Origin of the sequence: Streptomyces sp. NPDC101194 (assembly GCF_044767885.1) — a bacterium.
Lineage (GTDB): Bacteria > Actinomycetota > Actinomycetes > Streptomycetales > Streptomycetaceae > Streptomyces.
The window spans coordinates 90,288-109,629 of record NZ_JBIWOS010000015.1; the positions used below are offsets into that span (position 1 = coordinate 90,288).

Genomic DNA, 19,342 nt, shown 5'->3' on the forward strand with positions numbered 1-19,342 from the left:
TCCCTGATCACCACGCTATGAGCCGCTGCCACTGGTCACTTGCCCGTCGGTGCACCGTCGGTGTTCCCACAATGTGCTCCGGATCGCCCCTGGAGCTGCCATTCGCGGGGCGTCATACCGTAGGCCGCGCGAAAGACCCGGCTGAAATGACTGGGACTCACAAAACCCCAGCGCTGGGCGACTGCCGCCACCCCCACCTCCCTGGCCATGGGCCGGAGGAGTTCCCGGCGGCACCGTTCAAGTCGCTGCGTCCGGACCCAGCCGCCCACGGTCGTGCCTTCGAGTTGGAACAGCTTGTGCAGGTAGCGGACCGACATGAAGTGCGCTTCGGCGATCCTGGACGGTGACAGGTCGGGATCGTCGAGGTTGCGCATGACGTGGCCCTTCACACGCTCGAGAGAGGCGGCGGCAACATGCGGGCCCCCGGAAGTAGAGCGTCCGCGGCGCTCGTCGATGAGCAGCACCATCAGATCGAGCGCGGTAGCGGCGACCCGGCGGCCGACACCGTCGTCCAGACCCTCGGCTTCGCGCGCCATGCGCGCAAGAAAGGTCGCCACGAGTGCGGCGCTGCCCTCCTCGCTGGTGAAGGTGGTGGCAGTCAATGCCCGCAGATCCTCGTCCCGCACGTGAAGTTCTTCGCGAGGGAAATGGAAGGAGGTGAAAGCAAAATCTCCGTCGACTTTAATCCTGAACAGGCGGGACGAGTCACTGATGGAGAATTCTCCCGGCCCTATCACGGATTCCCGCCCGTCCTGCTCCTTTGTCGCGGTGCCCTGCTGTTGGAGGCTGACGACCAGTGACTTCCGGTCGTCGCGGGAGATGTGGCGCTTGTTGCGCGTCACTACCTGTGGTCCCGCCTGAACGCGGGAGATGTGCAGGGTGCCGAGCTGGCTGCTGGCGATCGTTCCGGGCGACGGCTCCTTCTCCAGCAGATTCACATCCATCGGCATAAAAGTGCCGGAAACCGCTTCATGCCAGCGCTCCGCCCGATCGGCAGCGGACAGCGGCGCGGTGGAGAGAACAATGGACAAGGAATTCCGCCTTGGACGTCGTGGGCGGCCGGGCGAAGATCCGTACGCGAATCCCCTGCCTGCGCTGCCGGAGTGAACCCCACTGGCCGGGGGCCGGACTGCAGATCGCATCTGCCTGTGCCCCAGCCTGACGGGCGACCGGGGCAGGCGCATCAGTCAGTCGACTGGTCGTAGCCCGCAGGCGTCCTGGACCGTCGCCGGATCCTGGTCGTGCGCCCCCTGCTCATGGCTCGTCGGCACCCTGACCGCCCTCACCCGAGCCGGCTGACCACCCCCGCCGCCCTGCTCACCCTCACCTTCCTCAGGCCGCGTCGCGGTGGTGGAGAGCGAACTGGTGGGCGATGCGTGCGGCTACTGGGCCTGCGTGCCCAGCAAGACCCTGCTGCGCCCGGCCGTCGCCCTGGCCGAAGCGCGTCGGCTGCCCGGTGCCCGGGAGGCGGCTGCCGGACGGCTGGACGCGGCAACCTGTTCGGATCCACCTTCATCGGCCCCGAAGTCGCCGATCTGCTCCACTCCGCCGCCATCGCCATCACCACCCAGGTGCTCCTGGACCGCCTCGGGCACGCGGTAAGGGCTTCGCCGCCGCGGCCGAAGTGCCGATACTCGGCCACCGCTGTGAAGCACCACACACCAGCCGCAGGCAGAAGGCTCCGCGGGCGCCGACGAGTCGAGCACTCCTCCGGAGTGGCGCTTGCTCGACCACTCTCGCCGAGTCGGTCCGGTTCGGCACGCGGCCGGGTTGATGCCGGCGGCGGCCACGATCTCCCGGAGCGTGGAGGAGCCATCGGGTGGCCCAGCCTGGCGAGTCCGGGCCTTGGCCTGTTGCCTCTGCGACGGTCTCGACAGGAAGGGACGCCATTCATTGCCCCGAATAGGGCAATAGTATGCTTTATCTTCTGGCCGGCAGGGGCAGAGAGCACATCGAGTTTCGGACGCTGACAGGACGAGGGATCCACACCATGAACGAGCTGACCGGTCGTTTGTGCGTGTGCTCTCCCCGACCGCTTTCGGCTGGGGCACAGCATGGACACTAGGCGCAGCGCGACGAGCCGGCCGGAGCCCGTCACCGGGCTGGCGGGCCGGGAATCGGAGGTCGGCCGGATCCTGGACGCGATCGAGCAGGGTCAAAGCACGCCGCGAGCGCTGCTCATCATCGGCGAGGCGGGTAGCGGCAAGACATCGTTGCTGAAGGTCGCTGCCGAGCACGCGCGGGTGACCGGGGCGTATGTGCTGAGGTCTCAGGGTTTTGCCGGGGAGTCGGAGCAGTCGTTCGCAGCCCTGCACCAGTTGCTGCTTCCGCTCATGCCCGGCGCCGCTGATCTCCCCGGCCATCTGCGGGAGGTTCTGGAGACCTCGTTCGGCCTTGCCCCGGTCACCAGGCCCGCCGATCCGATGCTGTTGCGCGTCGCCGTCCTCACTCTGCTGGTCGAGGCCTCGCGCCATCGACCTGTCGTGATACTCGGCGATGACGTCCAGCTCTTCGACCGGGACTCCCTCGACGTCCTGGGGTTCGTGCTGCGCCGTTTCGCGGCCGAGCCGGTGACGGTGCTCCTTGCAGCCAGGGGGCTGACACCTCCGGACGCTGCTGTCGCGCACCTGCCGGTCCTGTCGCTGGGACCGCTGACGGTCCAGGCGGCGGCCCGCCTGCTGGACGCGCAACCCGATTCTCCTACCGGCAGGGCCCGGAGTGATGTTCTGGACCAGGCCGACGGCAATCCTCTGGCCATCATCGAACTGTGCCGTTCCGTGCGATCGGGCAGCGCTCTTGGTCCGGCCGACGGCGCACTGCCCCGGACCCAGCGGATCCAGGAGATGTTCTCCGCCCGGTTGCGCGCGCTGCCGGCCATCACCCAACGGATGGTCCTCTACGCAGCGGCTTCCTCGGACCAAGAGGACCTGCAAACCATCATGTCCGCAGCGGGAGTGGGCACCGACCTGTCGGTATGGGCGTCCGCGGAGGACGCCGGGCTGATCACGATTGCAGGCCGCCAGGTGGGTTTCCGGCACCCGCTCGTGCGCGCGGGCGCCTACCAGGGCGCCCCGGCGCACCTGCGCCGGCAAGCGCATATCGACCTCGCGGCCGTGCATCAGGACGATCCAGCACGCCAGGCCTGGCACTTGGCCGCGGCCTGCATCGGCCAGGATGAATCCGTGGCGGCGACCCTGGAGGACACCGCAGAACTCGTCGAACAACGTGGCGGATTCTACGCGGCCGCACGGGCCCTGGAACGATCCGCCGAGTGCAGTCCCGCTCCGGAGGATCGGGCACGCCGATACGCCAAAGCGCTGAGAGCCGCCAACAACGCGGGCGACACATTCTGGGTACGCGAGCTCTACGCCAAGGTCACCGCACTGACCAAGGACCGCGACCTGCTCGGGGTCGCGGCGAACGGGGCCGGTCTGGCTCTTTCCATGTCCGGCCATCAGCGGGAAGCGTTCCAGCTCCTGATCGGCGCCCTGGAACCGGACCTGCCGCAGGACGCCAGGACAACGCTCGCGGTGACCGCCGTGATCGGCGCGGTCGCCTTCCAGTCAGGCCTGTCCGAGGTCAGGCGCCCGCTGGTTCCCCTCCTCGAAGCAATCGAGACCAGCGACGTCAGTACGCCCTACTCCGAGCTGGTTGCGGACGAGGCCGTCAACGCGTTGCGGGCAGTCATCCTCTGCGAAGCGGATCCGGTCAGGAACGCCCCTGCCCTGCTGAGCCGAACCCGGCGGCCGAGCTTGCTGGAGCCGCTGACCGGCATCGCAGAGCTGATCCGATTGCAGACGTTGGGCGCCGTTGCCTGGTGGGCCGACGAGTCCGACCTGTGCGTGGACACCTTCCGGCAGGCGTTCGCCATGCTCCGCTCGTACGGAGCCCTCGGAACGGGCGCAATCGCCCTCTCGGCAATGGGCTCGGCCCTGATCGATGTCGGGCGGTGGGCAGAGGCCGACGAACTGCTGGACGAGGCAGCAACCCTGGCGGCCGTCCAGAAGATGAAGCACATCGAAGTCGACATCGAGGCGCTACGAGTGACGCTGCAAGCCCTGCGCGGCCGCTCCGCCGATGCCGGGATCCTGACGGACCCCACCTGGACAGTGGTCAACCTGGAGGAGAACACAGCCACCCACGCACGGCTGCTGCGCGCGGCAGGCACCGCCGCGGCCGCCGCGGGCGACTACGACGGGGCGCTGCGCCACTTCCGGCAGCTGTTCCACCAGGACGGCACCCCCCTGCACTACTTCCTCTCCCACGGCTCCATCGCCGACCTCGCCGCCGTCGCCCAGAGGACCGGACACCAGGAGGAGGTCGAGCCTGTCGTCGCGGCGGTACGCAAGGCGCTGGGACCGCATCCGACAACCCGAATGATGCTGCTCCTGCACCACGCCAGCGCGCTGGTCGGCGACCCGACGCAGGCAGAGCACCACTTCCGCCTGGCCCTGTTCAACCCGGCCGGTGACCAGTGGCCGCTCGCCCGTGCGCAGGCCCGGCTTCACTACGCCCAGTGGCTGCGCAGACGACGGCGCCCGCTGGACGCCCGCCCACTCCTGGCCTCGGCAATGGAGGCTTTCTCCCGGCTCGGTGCCGCGGCCCTGGCCGACGAGGCTCGGGCCGAACTTCGGGCGAGCGGCGTCGCCACGTCATCCGACCGGCCCGATCCGCTGTCGGAACTGACCGCCCAGCAGCAGCAGATCGTACGGCTGGCGGCGCAGGGCCTGGGCAACAAGGAGATCGGAGAAAAGCTCAAGCTGTCCCCCCGCACGATCGGCTCGCATCTCTACCAGGTGTATCCGAAACTCGGCGTCAGCAGCCGCCACCAGCTCCGCGACGTCATTGGCGTCCTGTGAACGAAGCGGAGCCAAACGGCGTGTACCGTTCCGATCGCTACGAGGAATGAGAGGTGAGGCGTGTGGAGTACAAGCCCGTCACCGGCGGAGGCGGTCCCGGTCGCCCCGCCGTGGTCCTCGACCCCGTCGTCCAACGGTTGGTCGACGCCTCGGCTGACCCGCCGCACCTGCATCAGCTCGGTCCGGTCGACGGCCGGGAGGCACTCCTGGAGGCCCAGGGGCATCTGTTGGACGACTTCGCCGTGGACGCAGAGTTCTGGGCGGTGCCGGTCGGCCCCTCCGGGCTGGTCGGCTTCTGGACCTTCCGCCCCGCAGCGCGGAGCGGTCCGCTCCCCGTGGTCCTCTACGTCCACGGGGGCAGGTGGATGCTCGGTGACGCGCAGACCCACACCCGGATGATCTGTGAACTCGTGACCGCCAGCGAAGCCGTGTTCGTGGTCCCCGAGTACACGCGCACTCCCGAGGCCCGGTACCCGGTAGCGCTCGAAGAGTTGTACGCCGTATTGACCTGGCTGACCGACAACGCCTCAGACCTCGCACTGGACAGTCGGAGGCTGGCGGTGGCCGGCGACTGCGCGGGCGCCACCATGGCCACAGCGCTCACCATGATGGCCAAACAACGCGGCGGCCCGCGCATGCGCGCACAACTGCTCTACTACCCGATGACCGAACCGCACTGCGACACCGTCTCGCGGAAACACTTCGGGTCCGGCTACCTCCTGACCACGAAGGCCCTGGACTGGTACTGGCAGCAGTACACGGACGACGATCGGGAACTCGCCGAAGCCACCGCCTCCCCGCTACGGGCAACCACCTCCGAGCTCGCGGGCCTGCCGCCCGCACTGGTCATCACAGCCGAGGCCGACGTCGTACGGGACGAGGGGGAACAGTACGCGCGTCAGCTACAGCAAGCAGGCGTGGCCGTGACCGCCATCCGCTACCTCGGAACAATCCACGACTTCGCGTCTCTGAACGCTCTACGCGACAGCCCGCCCACCCGGACCGCCATCCGCCAAGGCGGTGCCTTCCTCAAAGACGCTCTCACCACTGGGCAGTGAGAGCGTGGGGGTGAACCGTGCTCTCACTGGATCAACGGCCAGGGAGCTGTCCAAGGCCGAGTACGTCGTAGCCCCAGCGGAAGAGCTGTCTGCCAAGACGTTGTTGCATCCGGCGGCCCGGTGTCGTGCGCACGCGAAGCCAGAACCGCTGGCCGAGTGCGCAATGTGCAACAAAAGTGGGCCACCGTGACCTTGACGAGCGGCGTGTCCCTTCACGAAGTGTCTCGCCGGCTCGGGCATCGCTCGATCAAGGTCACGGTGGACAAGCACGGCCACCTCACCCGGGACGGCCGGGAACGCTGCCGTCAGGTGGTCGAGGCGGCCGTGGCACCGCACATGCTCACAACAGGCCGAACGACCTCAGAACCCGGCGCTGGGCCGGTGTCGGCCGAGCGGGCCAGTAGAGATAGCAGACACCACCCGTACCGCTCCTGACCTTGCCGTTCGCGTCGTAGCGCTTGGTGCGGAGCCAGATGTTCTCCCACTCCCGGCGCTTGTAGACCCGGCGCACGGCCTCGTCGTTCGGCGAAGCCGGGTCGTTCGCGATCACATCACCGTCCGCGGTGAACCCGATCACGGTCATCAGATGGCCGGAGGTCCCGTACCCCGCGCCGGTGAGCTCCTCCTTGAGGAAGGATTGTGACGTTATGGCCGGAATGCCCGCCCGGATCAGCGTCTCCAGGTCCGTCAGCGAGCCGAGCCGCGTCACGGCCGCGCTCATGCCCTGGTACGTCGCCGCGTACGCGGCGTTGAACGGCCAGTTGCCGCAGCCCTCGTACTGGTAGTCGTACGTGAACCGGGCGGCATGGCAGACCTGCGGATCAGCCAGCCCCGGCTCCACCCAGGCGAGGTCCTCGGCGGTGGGCCGCCGTCCCCAGTACTCGATGATCATCTGCGAGGAGGTGGGGCTGCACCAGGCCTCGCCCCCGTTGTCGTACTCCGGGTACTGGCCCGCGTGAATGTTCTGCGAGTAGCGCGGCACCAGGAGTTCCCGGGTGAGGCCGGCGGTGCTGGCGGGCACGGTGAAGCGGTCCGGGATGTCGGACGCCATCGCGCCGACCCGCCACACGGTGGGGGTGAGACGGGTCCCCGGCGTACGGTGGAGAGTGAGCCGCAGCCGGTAGGCGTCCAGGCGCAGCCCGCCGGCCGCGTCGTCCACCGAGAAGGTGTCGGTCCAGATGGAACTCCTGCCGTCGGTCTGGTCGTCCACGGACGTCCGGCGGATGTCGCCGTCGCCCGCCGCCCAGCGACCCATGACGTACCACGGTGTCGAGGTGGCGTCCGAGTAGCGGCCCTGGAGTTCGATCTGGATCCAGGTGCCCTCCGGCGTGTCGGCGTTCCACGAGGCGATCACCTCGGTCGCCGGGACGGCGGACCGGTGGACGGGCGAGGTCCAGGTCGCGTACTCCCAGGTGGCGGTCGCACCGGTGTGCGGATCCGGGTAGTCGGTGCGTCCCTCGGCGTGGCCGATCACCAGGCCGGGGCGACGGCCCGCGACGGCCCGTGTCCCGGCACCGGAACCGCTGCGCCAGTCCCTGTACGTGTGCCAGGAGTGGTTGTCCACGGAGGAGGCGGCCGAGGGGGTGCGGGGCGGGGCGGCGGAGGGGACGGCGGCGTGCGCGGAGCCGGACGACACCGTGCCGGCGGTGGCCGCCGCCGCGAGCGCGGCGGTCAGCACGGTCCTGCGCGAGGTCGGTCTGTTCATGGGCGAGACCCCCGGTCGTAAGCGGAATGGGGTTGCGGGTGCACGACAGTGCGCCAACTATCGCGGGTCCCGGCCGGATTCGGCCAGCGATTCGCCCCGTGCCAAGAAATCAATATTGGTCTGGTCCACTGACGTGACCTGCGCTTGTTTCCGAGCGGCTCGTAGGCTGGGCCCCATGAACGACCTCGCGCCCCTCGCCACCCGGCTCCGCGCCCTGGCGCCGTCCTGCGGGCCGGTGCGACTCATCGCCGTCGACGGCCACGCGGGATCGGGGAAGAGCACCTTCGCGTCCCGCCTCGCCGCCGCGCTCGACGGCGCCCCGGTCCTGCATCTGGACGATCTGGCGACCCATGAGTCCTTCTTCACCTGGGTGGACCGGCTGCGGGAGCAGGTGATCGGGCCGCTGTCGCGCGGGGAGCGCGCGCACTACGCGCCGTACGACTGGACCGCGCGGACATTCGCGGCGCCGCGCACCCTGGAGCCCGCACCGGTGGTCCTGATCGAAGGGGTGGGGGCGGGCCGCAGGGCTCTCCGCCCCCACCTGGCGCGGCTGCTGTGGATGGATCTCGCCGCCGCGGAGTCCTGGGAGCGGGGCCGCCGCCGGGACGGGCCGGCCCTTTCGGCCTTCTGGGACGGGTGGACAGCGGCCGAGGCGGAGCATTTCTCGGCCGATCCCTCGCGCTCCCACGCGGACGCCCTGATACGGCAGTTGCCCGTGGGGTACGAGTGGCTGGAGGGGCCCGGCGCGGCAGCAGGAACGAACCATTCCGTCACAGATCGTGAGCGTGCGGCGCCCCCGTCCTGAGTGCCCGGAAATCGGCCCGGAAGTACCTCAACTCCGCTTGACCCGAGGGCGGTACAGGTCTTACGTTCTCAATGTGCGGCTTTTCGGAGCCCTCTCGGACACGAAGCCCCCGGTTGTTCCCCCGTGATCGGGGGCTTCGTTCTGCCCTCGCACCCCCTCCCGTACGCCGGTTCGACGGATTCCGCTCACCCTCGGTCACGGTCCCCCTTCTGCCTACGACGCCCTTAGTCGCGCACTCCCTGCGCAGGTACGATGCCTCTCGGTGCGGTCAATTCCCGTCCGTGGCCCAGTGATTCTGCGCGCCTCGGCGGGCGGGTCGTGCGGCGGGACATCCTGGGGGCACGGTTTGTGGGGGACCAGATGGACATCGGCACGCAGGGCGCACAGGCCCCGGCCGACCTCGCCTGGCTGCGCGGCGTGGACGCCTACACCATGGGCGCCTACCCACAGGCCGAGGAGGAGTTCAGGGCTGCGGTACGGATCGATCCCGGCATGGCGGACGGCTGGCTCGGCCTCCACGCGCTGAGGATCGACACCACGACGGCACTGCTGCGCATGTACCGTCATCGCGACCGCTTCGGCGAGCAGCGCACCCGCCATCGGCGCACCCTCAACTCCTGGTACTGGCTGGGCTGGTGGGTGCAACCGGTGCTGGAGAGCCCGCGCGATCTGCTCCTCGCGCACGCTTCGCACTGGCTGGACGGACGCCATGTCCCCGAGCTGGACCGCGCGCTGGCCGGCCTGCCGCCGGTGGACGCGGACCCGCAGGTGCGCTTCCTGCACGCCTGCCGCTCCTATCTGGTCAAGGACTGGGAGCAGCTCGTGCGCAACACCGAGCAGTTGATCGACGATCCGATGCTCGGCATCGAGGCGGGGCTGTTCGGCGGGATGGCGCGGGTGCGGCTGGAAATGTACGGACAGGCCGAACCGCTGCTCTCCACCGCCCTGATGCGCTGCCGGAGCGAACAGCCGCAGCGCAAGGAGCTGCGGTACTGGCTGGCCCGTGCGCACGAGGGCACCGGCCGCAGCGCGGCCGCCCTGCCGCTCTACCGGGCGGTGCACCGGATCGACCCCGCGTTCATGGACACCTCGGCGCGGCTCGCCGCGATCGCGGACTACGACGGTCTCGAAGGCAGCGACGAGGCCGGTCTCACCGCCCTGTCCCTGGCCGGATTGGGCACGGACACCGCGGCGGAGGCGCAGCCGGACGGGGAGCCGGTGCTCGGCACCGATCTGGTGGACGGCCGGGAGCTGCGGCCCGGCGGCGAGATCCCGGGGCTCGTGGGCACCGGGATGCCGCCGCCGTCCGACGGAGCCCGGCGGAAGACGGCGGTGCCCGGTCAGCCGTCGGCGCCCTTCCCCGCCGGGTCCAGCGATCCGGTGCTGCTCGCCGAGGCACTGGCGGAGCTGGAGCGCATGGTCGGCCTGGAGCCCGTCAAGCGCCAGGTCAAGGCGTTGTCGGCGCAGCTGAACATGGCACGCCTGCGGGCCGGCCAGGGGTTGCCCGTGCAGCCGCCCAAACGCCACTTCGTCTTCTCCGGCCCCTCCGGCACCGGTAAGACCACGGTGGCCCGCATCCTGGGCCGGGTCTTCTACGCACTCGGCCTGCTGGGCGGCGATCATCTCGTCGAGGCCCAGCGCGCGGATCTGGTGGGCGAATTCCTCGGGCAGACCGCCGTGAAGGCCAATGAGCTGATCGACTCGGCCCTCGGCGGGGTGCTCTTCGTGGACGAGGCGTACAGCCTCTCCAACACCGGCTACAGCAAGGGCGACGCGTACGGCGACGAGGCCCTCCAGGTCCTCCTCAAACGTGCGGAGGACAACCGGGACCATCTCGTCGTCATCCTCGCGGGCTACCCGGAAGGCATGGACCGGCTGCTGGCCACCAATCCGGGGCTCTCCTCACGGTTCACCACCCGGGTGGACTTCCCGAGCTACAGGCCGCTGGAGCTCACCTCCATCGGTGAGGTGCTGGCCGCGGAGAACGGCGACGTGTGGGACGAGGAGTCCTTGGAGGAACTGCGCTCCATCAGCGGCCACGTGGTCGAGCAGGGCTGGATCGACGAACTGGGCAACGGCCGGTTCCTGCGCACGCTGTACGAGAAGAGCTGCGCCTACCGCGACCTGCGGCTCTCCGGTTACGCGGCCGAGCCGGGCCGGGACGACCTGGCCACGCTGCGGCTGCCGGACCTGATGCAGGCGTACGGCGAGGTGCTGTCCGGCCGCGGGCCGGTGGACCGGGGGACGCAGGAGCCGCCGACGCTGTGACGTGGGCGATGCCGGAGGGCCGGGGTCGGCCCTCCGGCATCGCGGAGCGCGGCGTCGTCAGCGGACCGATGCGGTGAGCTCGCCGTGGCCGGTGGTCGTCTCCGCCGTCCGGCGGGGCACGGAGACCCGGTGGGCCGGGTCGCGTACCTCACCGACCAGCATCTCCAGCACGTCCTCCATGGCGACCAGACCCAGGATCCGGCCCGACGCGTCGGCGACCTGCGCCAGATGTGTCGCGGCGCGGCGCATCACGGTCAGGGCGTCGTCCAGGGGCAGCTCGGCCCGCACGGTCGCCATCGGCCGCCACACGTGCTGGGGGACGGCCCGCTCGCCGTCCTCCAGGTCCAGCACGTCCTTGACGTGCAGATAGCCCATGAACGGGCCACCGCCCTCCGCGCACACGGGAAAGCGCGAGTAGCCGGTCCGTACGGTCAGCTCCTCGATCCGGCGCGGGGTAACGGAGGGATCCACCGTCACCAGGGAGGCCCGGCCGAGCAGCACATCGGTGACGGGCCTGCTGCCCAGCTCCAGCGCGTCCTCCAGCCGCTCCTGCGCCTCCGGCTCCAGCAGCCCGGCCTGGCCGGAGTCCTCGACGAGCCGGTTGAGCTGCTCGCTGGTGAAGACGGCCTCCACCTCGTCCTTCGGTTCGACGCCGAAGAGCTGGAGCACCAGCCGGGCGCAGGCGCCCAGCGCGGAGGTGACCGGACGGCAGACACGGGCGAAGCCCACGAGGCCGGGGCTGAGCCAGAGCGCGGTCTTCTCCGGCGCCGCCATCGCGAGGTTCTTCGGGACCATTTCGCCGATGACGAGGTGGAGGAAGACCACGAAGACCAGCGCCAGGACGTAGCCGAGCGGATGGATGAGGCCCTCGGGCAGGTGGATCGCCTGGAAGACCGGCTCCAGCAGATGGGCCACGGTCGGCTCGGCGACGGCGCCGAGGGTCAGCGAGCAGACGGTGATGCCGAACTGGGCGGCGGCCATCATCTGCGGCAGGTTCTCCAGTCCGTACAGCGTCCGGCGGGCCCGGCCCGAGCCGGCCGCCGCGAGCGGTTCGATCTGGCTGCGCCGTACGGAGACGAGCGCGAACTCGGCTCCGACGAAGAAGCCGTTCGCCAGCACGAGAAGCCCGGCGAAGAGCAATTGGACGAGGCTCATCGCACGGCCTCCAGGGCGTCCTGGGACAGCGGGGCCGCGGCCACCGGATCGGCCGCCTCCACCATGCGTACGAAGCGGACCTTCTCGGCTCGGTAGTGGCCCACCTGGCGGACGGAGATCCGCCAGCCTGGCAGTTCGGCCCGGTCACCGGGGGCGGGAATGCGTCCCAGCAGATCGGCGACGAGTCCGGCCACGGTCTCGTACGGGCCCTCGGGTACGTCGAGTCCTATGCGGCGCAGGGTCAGGACCCGGCAGCTGCCCTCGGCGTCCCAGGCCGGGCGGCCGTCCTCGGGAGCCGCGGGGGCCAGTTCGGGCCGGTCGGCGCCTTCGGCGTCGTGCTCGTCCCGGACCTCGCCGACGAGCTCCTCGATGATGTCCTCGAGGGTGACCACTCCGGCGGTGCCGCCGTACTCGTCGACCACGACGGCGATCGGCTGCTCGTTGCGCAGCCGCTGGAGCAGTTGTTCGACGGGCAGGGTCTCCGGCACCAGCAGCGGCGGTACGGCGATCCGGCCGGCCGGGGTGCGCAGCCGGTCCTGGACGGGCACGGCGAGCGCGTCCTTGAGGTGGATCATGCCGATGACCTCGTCGATGCGCTCCCGGTAGACCGGGAACCGGGAGAGGCCGGTGGCGCGGGTGAGGTTGAGGACGTCCTGCGCGGTCGCCGAGGACTGCAGGGCGCTGACCTTCACCCGCGGGGTCATGACGTGCTGGGCGGTGAGACCGGCGAGCGACAGGGTCCGTACGAAGAGGTCCGCGGTGTCCTGTTCGAGGGTGCCGGCCTCGGCCGAGTGGCGGGCCAGGGAGACCAGCTCCCCGGGGGTGCGGGCGGAGGCCAGCTCATCGGTGGGCTCGACGCCCAGCAGCCGCACCATCCGGTTGGCGACGGTGTTCAACAGGCTGATCACCGGCCGCAGAGCGGCGGAGAACCGGTGCTGGGGGCCGGCCACGAACCGGGCGACCTGGAGCGGCCGGGAGACCGCCCAGTTCTTCGGCACGAGTTCGCCGATGACCATCTGTACGGCGGAGGCCACCATCATCCCGATCACCACGCTGATGCCGGACACGGCACCGTCGGGCAGACCGGTCGTGGTGAGGGGGCCGTCCAGCAGCTGGGCCAGCGCCGGCTCGGCGAGCATGCCGACCACCAGCGAGGTGATGGTGATGCCGAGCTGGGTGCCGGAGAGCTGGAAGGAGAGTTCACGCAGGGCTTCGACGACGGTGCGGGACCGCCGGTCGCCCGCTGCGGCGGCGCGCTCGGCGTCCGGCCGCTCCACCGTGACGAGCCCGAATTCGGCCGCCACGAAGAATCCGTTGGCGAGGATGAGAAGGAATGCTGCACCGAGCAGCAGCAGGGGGATGGTCATTCCGCCGCCTCCGGGGAAGGGGCGGCGCAGGTACTACCGGACGATCCGTCCATTGCTGGAAGGAGTCACTCCTTGGGTCGCAGGAAAGCCCCGCCGGCCTCATGGACCTCTCGTGCGGGGCGGGGCGCGCGGAGCGCCGCCGTCCTCCAGAGTAATCAAGAAGCGGCCCTGCGGGGCAGGGGGCTCAGCCGTTGTCCGTACCGGTGCCGCGCTTCTCGGCGAGGGCGCGGAGCGTGCGGGCGTCGCGGATGGCCTGCTGCTTGGCGATTCCCGGCTGGATGCCGAGGGCGGGCATGCTGGTCCCGTCGCTCAGGTCGAGAAAGACCCAGGGGTCACCGACACGCAGGTTGACACGGAGGATCTCGGCCCAGGACAGCCGACGCGTTCGGGTGAGATTGACCACCGTCACCCCGTCCTCGTGGGCGACCACCTTCGGGCGGCTGAGCAGTGCCAGCACGCCGAAGAAGAGCAACGCGGTGAAGACGAAGCTGGACCGCTCCCCCGCGCTCAGCTGTTCCAGGGTCATGGCGATGACGGTGATGACGACGAACATCGCCGCCCCCACGGTCAGCAGGACCACCCGGGTTCGGGTCGGCCGGAACGTGACCGGGAGTGTGGGGAGTTCGGGCCGGGGCGCGGGGGCGGACATCGTGTTTCTTCTGTCTTCTGGTGGTCGCCGGCCGTCAGAGGCGGCAGGCGTGGATGGCGGTGGTGAGGATGGCGCGGGCGCCGAGGTCGTACAGATCGTCCATGATCCGCTGGGCCTCCTTGGCGGCGACCATGGAACGGACGGCGACCCAGCCCTCGTGGTGCAGCGGGGAGATGGTCGGCGACTCCAGGCCCGGGGTGAGGGCGACCGCGCGCTCCAGGTGCTCGACACGGCAGTCGTAGTCCATCATCACGTAGGAGCGGGCGACCAGGACGCCCTGGAGGCGGCGGAGGAACTGCCGCACCTTGGGGTCGTCGTCCGGTGCGCCGGTGCGCCGGATGACGACGGCCTCCGACTTCATGATCGGCTCGCCGATGACTTCGAGCCCGGCGTTGCGCAGGCTGGTGCCGGTCTCCACGACGTCGGCGATGACCTGGGCGACACCGAGTTCGATGGCCGTCTCGACCGCGCCGTCGAGGTGGACGACGGAGGCGTTGACACCGACGTCGGCGAGGTGCTTGGCGACGATGCCCTCGTAGGAGGTGGCGATCGTCTTGCCGTCGAAGTCCTGCGGGCCCTGGGCGGTGCCGGGCTTGGTGGCGTAACGGAAGGTGGAGCGGGCGAAGCCGAGCTGGAGGATCTCCTCGGAGTCGGCGCCGGAGTCCAGCAGCAGGTCCCGGCCGGTGATGCCGATGTCGAGGCGGCCGGAGCTGACGTAGATCGCGATGTCACGGGGCCGGAGGTAGAAGAACTCGACCTCGTTCTCGGGGTCGACGAGCACGAGCTCCTTGGACTCCTTGCGCTGCTGGTAGCCGGCCTCATGGAGCATCGCCATCGCAGGCCCGGAGAGTGAACCCTTGTTGGGGACGGCGATGCGCAGCATGAGGTCGGGTTTCCTTTGCGAGGAGGGAGTCTTGTCCGGATATGCGATGTGCGGTCGTACGGAGTGCGATGCGGAGGTCGTGCTCAGAGGTGGGCGTAGACGTCGTCGAGCGAGATCCCGCGGGCGACCATCATCACCTGGACGTGGTACAGCAGCTGCGAGATCTCCTCGGCGGCGGCGTCCTTGCTCTCGTGCTCGGCGGCCATCCAGACCTCGGCGGCCTCTTCGACGACCTTCTTGCCGATGGCATGGACGCCCTTGTCCACCAGCTCGGCGGTACGGGAGGTCGAGGGGTCGCCGTCGGCGGCCTTGAGCTGCAGCTCGGCGAAGAGCTCTTCAAAGGTTTTGTTCGCCATGATGGTCCTTAGAGTACGGGGTCCGCCCCCTCCACTCAGCGCCAGGGCTCGCTGACCGTGCGCAGCGTGGCGGCTGTGGCGACGGCCGCGGTGACGGCTTCGTGCCCCTTGTCCTCGTTGGACCCTTCCAGCCCGGCCCGGTCGAGCGCCTGCTCCTCGGTGTCGCACGTGAGTACGCCGAAGCCGACCGGGACTCCGGTGTCGACAGCGACCTGGGTGAGACCGTTGGTGACGCCGTGGGACACGTATTCGAAGTGCGGGGTGCCGCCGCGGATGATCACTCCGAGGGCGACGATCGCGTCGTAGCCCCGGCCGGCGAGGACCTTGGCGACCACCGGGAGTTCGAAGCTGCCGGGTACCCGGAGCAGGGTCGGCTCGTCGATGCCGAGCTCGTGCAGGGCGCGCAGGGCGCCGTCGACGAGTCCGTCCATGACCTTCTCGTGCCACTGCGCGGCGACGACCGCCACACGCAGGTCACCGCAGTTGCGTACCGACAGTTCGGGTGCGCCCTTGCCGCTCATCTCTCTCCCACCACTCGTTTCCGTGATCGTTCACTGGTTGCCGCAGGTCGACACCGGGGCGGCGTCGAGCCAGGGCAGGTCGTGCCCCATGCGGTCGCGCTTGGTGCGCAGGTAGCTCAGATTGTGTTCGCCGGCCTGGACGGGCATCGGCTCACGGCCGGTGACGGCCAGACCGTGCCGCAGGACGGCGGCCGTCTTGTCGGGGTTGTTGGTCATCAGCCGCAGGCTCCGGACGCCGAGGTCCTTGAGGATCTGGGCGCCGGCCGCGTAGTCCCGGGCGTCGGCCGGCAGACCGAGCTCCAGATTGGCGTCGAGGGTGTCGACGCCGCGCTCCTGGAGTTCGTAGGCGCGCAGCTTGGACAGCAGGCCGATGCCGCGCCCCTCGTGACCTCTCAGGTAGACGACGACGCCGCGCCCCCGCTCGGCGATCCGTCGCATGGAGGCGTGCAGCTGGGGCCCGCAGTCGCAGCGCTGCGACTGGAAGATGTCGCCGGTCAGGCACTCCGAGTGGATCCGCACCAGGACGTCGTCGCCGTCCGCGATGTCGCCGTGGACGAGCGCGACATGCTCGACGCCGTCGGCCGTGGAGCGGTAGCCGTACGCGGTGAACGCGCCGAAGCCCGTCGGCAGCCGGACCTCGGCCTCTCGGCGGACGGTCGGCTCCGAGGTGCGGCGGTAGGCGATCAGGTCCTCGATGGAGATGATCGTGAGGCCGTGCTTGCGGGCGAACGGGATCAGCTGGGGCAGCCTCAGCATCACGCCGTCCTCGCCGGCGATCTCGACGATCGCTCCGGCGGGCCGCAGCCCGGCGAGCCGGGCGAGGTCGACCGCGGCCTCGGTGTGTCCGTTGCGGACCAGCACACCGCCGGAGCGGGCGCGGAGCGGGAAGATGTGACCGGGCCGTACGAAGTCGCCGGGGCCCGCCTCGCCGCCCGCCAGCAGCCGGAGCGTGGCGGCCCGGTCGGCGGCGGAGATGCCGGTGGTCACGCCGTGGGCCGCCGACGCGTCGACGGAGACGGTGAACGCCGTGCGCATCGACTCGGTGTTGTGGTCGACCATCTGCGGGAGTTCGAGCCGTTCCAGCTCGTCGTTCTCCATGGGGGCGCAGATCAGGCCGCGGCACTCGCTCATCATGAACGCGACGATCTCGGGGGTGGCCTTCTCGGCCGCGAGGACGAGGTCGCCCTCGTTCTCGCGGTCCTCGTCGTCGACGACCACGACGGGCCGTCCGGCGGCGATGTCGCGAATGGCCTGCTCGACCGGGTCCAGCGTGAGGTCCTCGACGGCACTCCCGTGGTCCCGGTGCAACCAGGTGGGCTGGGCAGTCATGCCGTGGCTCCTTCCAGAGCGGGGGTCCGTGAACGCAGCCACCAGTCGCGCATGCCCCACAGGACGAGGGCGCCGTACACGACGTAGATGAGTCCGGAGAAGGCGAGACCGCTGTGGAAGTTCAGCGGTACGCCGACCAGGTCGACCAGCAGCCAGGCGAACCAGAACTCGACCATGCCGCGGGCCTGGGCGAACATCGCGACGAGCGTCCCGGCGAATATGTACGCGTCCGCCCACGGGCTCCAGGACAGCGAGGGGAACGCGGTGAACAGACCGCCGACCGCGAGGGTGCCGAGCGCGGCGCCGCCGAGCAGGAAGCCGCGCTCGCGCCAGGTGGCGAACCGTACGGCGATGGAGCCGTCCTGGGCCTGTCGCCTGCCCCGGGTCCACTGCTGCCATCCCCAGACGGCCACGGCGATGACCACGAGCTGCTTGCCGACGCTGCCCGCCTGGTGCACGGAGACGTTGGCCGCCACCAGGACGACGCCGGACAGGAGCTGGGCGGGCCAGGTCCAGATCGAGCGGAGCCAGCCCAGGGTGAGGGCGACCAGACCGACCGTGTTGCCGATCATGTCGGACCAGATGATGCGCTGACCGAAGACGGTGAACGCCTCCGAGTTCAGCCAGTTCAGCGCGGTCACTTCGTCGGCTCCTCGGGCTGCAGCGGAGCGTGGCCGAGCAGCCGCTCGACGTACTTCGCGATGACGTCCACCTCCAGGTTGACCGGGTCGCCGGGCTCCTTGATGCCGAGCGTGGTCAGCGCGAGGGTGGTGGGGATGAGGCTGATGGTGAAGTAGTCCGGTCCGGCGTCCACGACGGTCAGGCTGACCCCGTCGACGGTGATCGACCCCTTCTCCACCACGTAACGGGTCAGGTCCGCCGGGAGGGAGATCTTCACGATCTCCCAGTTCTCGGAGATCTTGCGCTCGACGATGCGCCCGGTGCCGTCGACATGGCCCTGGACGATGTGGCCTCCCAGCCTGCCGCCGACCGCCATGGGGCGCTCCAGGTTGACCCGGGAGCCCGTTCCCAGGGCGCCGAGGCTGGACCGTTTCAGGGTCTCGGCCATCACGTCGGCGGTGAACTCGCCGTCGCCGAGGTCGACGACGGTGAGGCAGACGCCGTTGACGGCGATGGAGTCGCCGTGCTTCGCGCCTTCGGTGACCACGGGACCGCGCAGGCGGAAGCGGGAGGCGTCGCCGAGTTCCTCGACGGCGGTGACTTCACCCAGTTCTTCGACAATTCCGGTGAACACTCAGTTTCCCTTCCGGGCAGGGCCGGGGACGGCGGTGATGCGCAGATCGGGGCCGATACGGACGGTGTCGGTCACATCGAGGCGCAACGCCTCGGCGATGGTGGAGATTCCGGCGTCGGCGAGGGCCGCGGGGCCGGCGCCGAGCAGTACGGGTGCGAGGTAGCCGACGACCTTGTCGACCGTTCCCGCGGCGACGAAGGACCCGGCCAGGGTCGGCCCGCCTTCGAGGAGTACGGAGCGGATGCCACGCCCGTACAGGGCGGTGAGCAGGGCGGGGATGTCCAGGCCGGGGCCGGTGGCGGCGCGCGGCAGGCGCAGGACGGCCCCTTCGGGGAGACGGCGGGTGTCGGCGTCGTCGGCGACGGCGATCAGGGTGGGCGCGGTGTCGTCGAGAACCCGGGCACCGGGTCGTACGGCACTGGCGCCGGTGTCCACGACCACCCGCAGGGGCTGTACGGCACCTTCGACGCCCCGTGCGCCGAGCTGGGGGTCGTCGGTACGGGCGGTGCCGGAGCCGACCACGACCGCGTCGGCCTCGGCGCGCAGCCGGTGGACGTCGGCGCGGGATTCGGGAGAGGTGATCCAGCGGCTGGTGGCGTCGGCGGCCGCGATCCGGCCGTCGAGGGTCGCCGCGTACTTCCACAGGACGTACGGGCGGCCGAGCCGCACCGAGGTCAGCCAGGCCGCGTTGCCCGCCGCGGCCTCGTCCGCCAGCAGCCCCTGCTCGACCTTGATCCCGGCCGCGCGCAGGGTGTCCGCACCACCGGTGGCCTGCGGATTCGGGTCACCGACCGCGTAGACGACCCGGGCGACGCCGGCCTCGACGAGGGCTTGGGCGCAGGGGCCGGTGCGGCCGGTGTGGTTGCAGGGTTCGAGGGTGACGTAGGCGGTGCCGCCCCGGGCCCCGTCGCCTGCGGCGCGCAGGGCGTGGATCTCGGCGTGCGGGCCGCCGGCACGCTGGTGGAATCCTTCCCCGACCTGGTGTCCGGCGGCGTCGAGGACGACGCAGCCGACGACCGGGTTGGGACTGGTGGAGCCGAGACCGCGGGCCGCGAGCGTGATCGCTCGGCGCATGGCGGTGATGTCGGCTGCGGTGGCCACCGGGTCCTCCTGCCTCTTCGGGCACGGACTC

Annotated in this window: 16 protein-coding genes; 4 read left to right on the top strand and 12 right to left on the bottom strand. The window is 70.2% G+C overall.

Annotation, left to right across the window (positions count from 1 at the left end):
- Positions 1 to 35: 35 nt before the first annotated feature.
- Complete coding sequence (locus tag ACIRP2_RS36370) at positions 36 to 1,031, bottom strand: helix-turn-helix domain-containing protein (RefSeq protein ID WP_404258033.1); 996 nt, start codon at positions 1,029 to 1,031, stop codon at positions 36 to 38.
- 1,023 nt (positions 1,032 to 2,054) lie between these two features.
- Between ACIRP2_RS36370 and ACIRP2_RS36375 the strand changes: the two genes are divergently transcribed.
- Both ACIRP2_RS36375 and ACIRP2_RS36380 read left to right on the top strand, forming a co-directional pair.
- Entirely contained in the window at positions 2,055 to 4,859 is a 2,805-nt protein-coding gene (locus ACIRP2_RS36375) for an AAA family ATPase (RefSeq protein ID WP_404258035.1), read from the top strand.
- 62 nt (positions 4,860 to 4,921) lie between these two features.
- Positions 4,922 to 5,917: an alpha/beta hydrolase gene (locus tag ACIRP2_RS36380; protein WP_404258037.1), complete on the top strand. Its 996-nt coding sequence runs from the start codon at positions 4,922 to 4,924 to the stop codon at positions 5,915 to 5,917.
- A 340-nt stretch (positions 5,918 to 6,257) separates the two neighbouring features.
- Here the strand turns inward: ACIRP2_RS36380 and ACIRP2_RS36385 are convergent, their stop codons facing one another.
- The gene (locus tag ACIRP2_RS36385) at positions 6,258 to 7,622 is read right to left on the bottom strand and encodes a peptidase C39 family protein (protein ID WP_404258039.1); all 1,365 of its coding nucleotides are present in this window, start codon (positions 7,620 to 7,622) and stop codon (positions 6,258 to 6,260) included.
- Positions 7,623 to 7,797: 175 nt separating this feature from the next.
- Here ACIRP2_RS36385 and ACIRP2_RS36390 point away from each other — a divergent pair, with 175 nt between their 5' ends.
- Positions 7,798 to 8,427, top strand: coding sequence for a uridine kinase (locus ACIRP2_RS36390; protein ID WP_404258041.1), 630 nt, complete (start codon positions 7,798 to 7,800; stop codon positions 8,425 to 8,427).
- A gap of 360 nt (positions 8,428 to 8,787) precedes the next feature.
- Positions 8,788 to 10,695, top strand: coding sequence for an AAA family ATPase (locus ACIRP2_RS36395; RefSeq protein WP_404258043.1), 1,908 nt, complete (start codon positions 8,788 to 8,790; stop codon positions 10,693 to 10,695).
- Between the two features lie 57 nt (positions 10,696 to 10,752).
- Here the strand turns inward: ACIRP2_RS36395 and ACIRP2_RS36400 are convergent, their stop codons facing one another.
- The 10 genes from ACIRP2_RS36400 to ribD form a co-directional block, all read right to left on the bottom strand.
- Positions 10,753 to 11,850, bottom strand: a complete 1,098-nt coding sequence (locus ACIRP2_RS36400) for a hemolysin family protein (RefSeq protein WP_404258045.1) — start codon at positions 11,848 to 11,850, stop codon at positions 10,753 to 10,755.
- Complete coding sequence (locus ACIRP2_RS36405; protein WP_404258047.1) at positions 11,847 to 13,217, bottom strand: hemolysin family protein; 1,371 nt, start codon at positions 13,215 to 13,217, stop codon at positions 11,847 to 11,849. Before ACIRP2_RS36405 ends, ACIRP2_RS36400 begins: the two co-directional genes overlap by 4 nt.
- A 184-nt stretch (positions 13,218 to 13,401) precedes the next feature.
- The gene (locus ACIRP2_RS36410) at positions 13,402 to 13,866 is read right to left on the bottom strand and encodes a PH domain-containing protein (protein WP_404258049.1); all 465 of its coding nucleotides are present in this window, start codon (positions 13,864 to 13,866) and stop codon (positions 13,402 to 13,404) included.
- A gap of 34 nt (positions 13,867 to 13,900) precedes the next feature.
- Positions 13,901 to 14,749 (bottom strand): ATP phosphoribosyltransferase, encoded by an 849-nt coding sequence (gene hisG / locus ACIRP2_RS36415; RefSeq protein ID WP_404258051.1) that lies wholly within the window; start codon positions 14,747 to 14,749, stop codon positions 13,901 to 13,903.
- An 83-nt stretch (positions 14,750 to 14,832) separates the two neighbouring features.
- The gene (locus ACIRP2_RS36420) at positions 14,833 to 15,105 is read right to left on the bottom strand and encodes a phosphoribosyl-ATP diphosphatase (RefSeq protein ID WP_073739434.1); all 273 of its coding nucleotides are present in this window, start codon (positions 15,103 to 15,105) and stop codon (positions 14,833 to 14,835) included.
- A 35-nt stretch (positions 15,106 to 15,140) separates the two neighbouring features.
- The gene (gene ribH, locus ACIRP2_RS36425; protein ID WP_114243451.1) at positions 15,141 to 15,626 is read right to left on the bottom strand and encodes a 6,7-dimethyl-8-ribityllumazine synthase; all 486 of its coding nucleotides are present in this window, start codon (positions 15,624 to 15,626) and stop codon (positions 15,141 to 15,143) included.
- 30 nt (positions 15,627 to 15,656) lie between these two features.
- Positions 15,657 to 16,955 (bottom strand): bifunctional 3,4-dihydroxy-2-butanone-4-phosphate synthase/GTP cyclohydrolase II, encoded by a 1,299-nt coding sequence (locus tag ACIRP2_RS36430; protein ID WP_351084347.1) that lies wholly within the window; start codon positions 16,953 to 16,955, stop codon positions 15,657 to 15,659.
- Positions 16,952 to 17,596 carry a nicotinamide riboside transporter PnuC gene (locus ACIRP2_RS36435; protein WP_404258054.1) on the bottom strand — a complete coding sequence of 215 codons (645 nt, stop codon included), beginning with the start codon at positions 17,594 to 17,596 and terminating at the stop codon, positions 16,952 to 16,954. The genes ACIRP2_RS36430 and ACIRP2_RS36435 overlap by 4 nt, the downstream gene beginning before the upstream one ends.
- Positions 17,593 to 18,210, bottom strand: coding sequence for a riboflavin synthase (locus ACIRP2_RS36440; RefSeq protein WP_404258056.1), 618 nt, complete (start codon positions 18,208 to 18,210; stop codon positions 17,593 to 17,595). The genes ACIRP2_RS36435 and ACIRP2_RS36440 overlap by 4 nt, the downstream gene beginning before the upstream one ends.
- Entirely contained in the window at positions 18,211 to 19,311 is a 1,101-nt protein-coding gene (ribD, locus tag ACIRP2_RS36445; protein ID WP_404258058.1) for a bifunctional diaminohydroxyphosphoribosylaminopyrimidine deaminase/5-amino-6-(5-phosphoribosylamino)uracil reductase RibD, read from the bottom strand. It lies immediately after the preceding gene.
- Positions 19,312 to 19,342: the final 31 nt, after the last annotated feature.

Excerpts from the sequence above, each read along its gene's own strand:
- ACIRP2_RS36405 (WP_404258047.1), bottom strand. The coding sequence starts at position 13,217 with ATGACCATCCCCCTGCTGCTGCTCGGTGCAGCATTCCTTCTCATCCTC.
- ribH (WP_114243451.1), bottom strand. The coding sequence starts at position 15,626 with ATGAGCGGCAAGGGCGCACCCGAACTGTCGGTACGCAACTGCGGTGAC.
- ACIRP2_RS36410 (WP_404258049.1), bottom strand. The coding sequence starts at position 13,866 with ATGTCCGCCCCCGCGCCCCGGCCCGAACTCCCCACACTCCCGGTCACG.
- ACIRP2_RS36400 (WP_404258045.1), bottom strand. The coding sequence starts at position 11,850 with ATGAGCCTCGTCCAATTGCTCTTCGCCGGGCTTCTCGTGCTGGCGAAC.
- ACIRP2_RS36375 (WP_404258035.1), top strand. The coding sequence starts at position 2,055 with ATGGACACTAGGCGCAGCGCGACGAGCCGGCCGGAGCCCGTCACCGGG.
- ACIRP2_RS36390 (WP_404258041.1), top strand. The coding sequence starts at position 7,798 with ATGAACGACCTCGCGCCCCTCGCCACCCGGCTCCGCGCCCTGGCGCCG.
- ACIRP2_RS36395 (WP_404258043.1), top strand. The coding sequence starts at position 8,788 with ATGGACATCGGCACGCAGGGCGCACAGGCCCCGGCCGACCTCGCCTGG.
- ACIRP2_RS36430 (WP_351084347.1), bottom strand. The coding sequence starts at position 16,955 with ATGACTGCCCAGCCCACCTGGTTGCACCGGGACCACGGGAGTGCCGTC.
- ACIRP2_RS36385 (WP_404258039.1), bottom strand. The coding sequence starts at position 7,622 with ATGAACAGACCGACCTCGCGCAGGACCGTGCTGACCGCCGCGCTCGCG.
- ACIRP2_RS36420 (WP_073739434.1), bottom strand. The coding sequence starts at position 15,105 with ATGGCGAACAAAACCTTTGAAGAGCTCTTCGCCGAGCTGCAGCTCAAG.
- hisG (WP_404258051.1), bottom strand. The coding sequence starts at position 14,749 with ATGCTGCGCATCGCCGTCCCCAACAAGGGTTCACTCTCCGGGCCTGCG.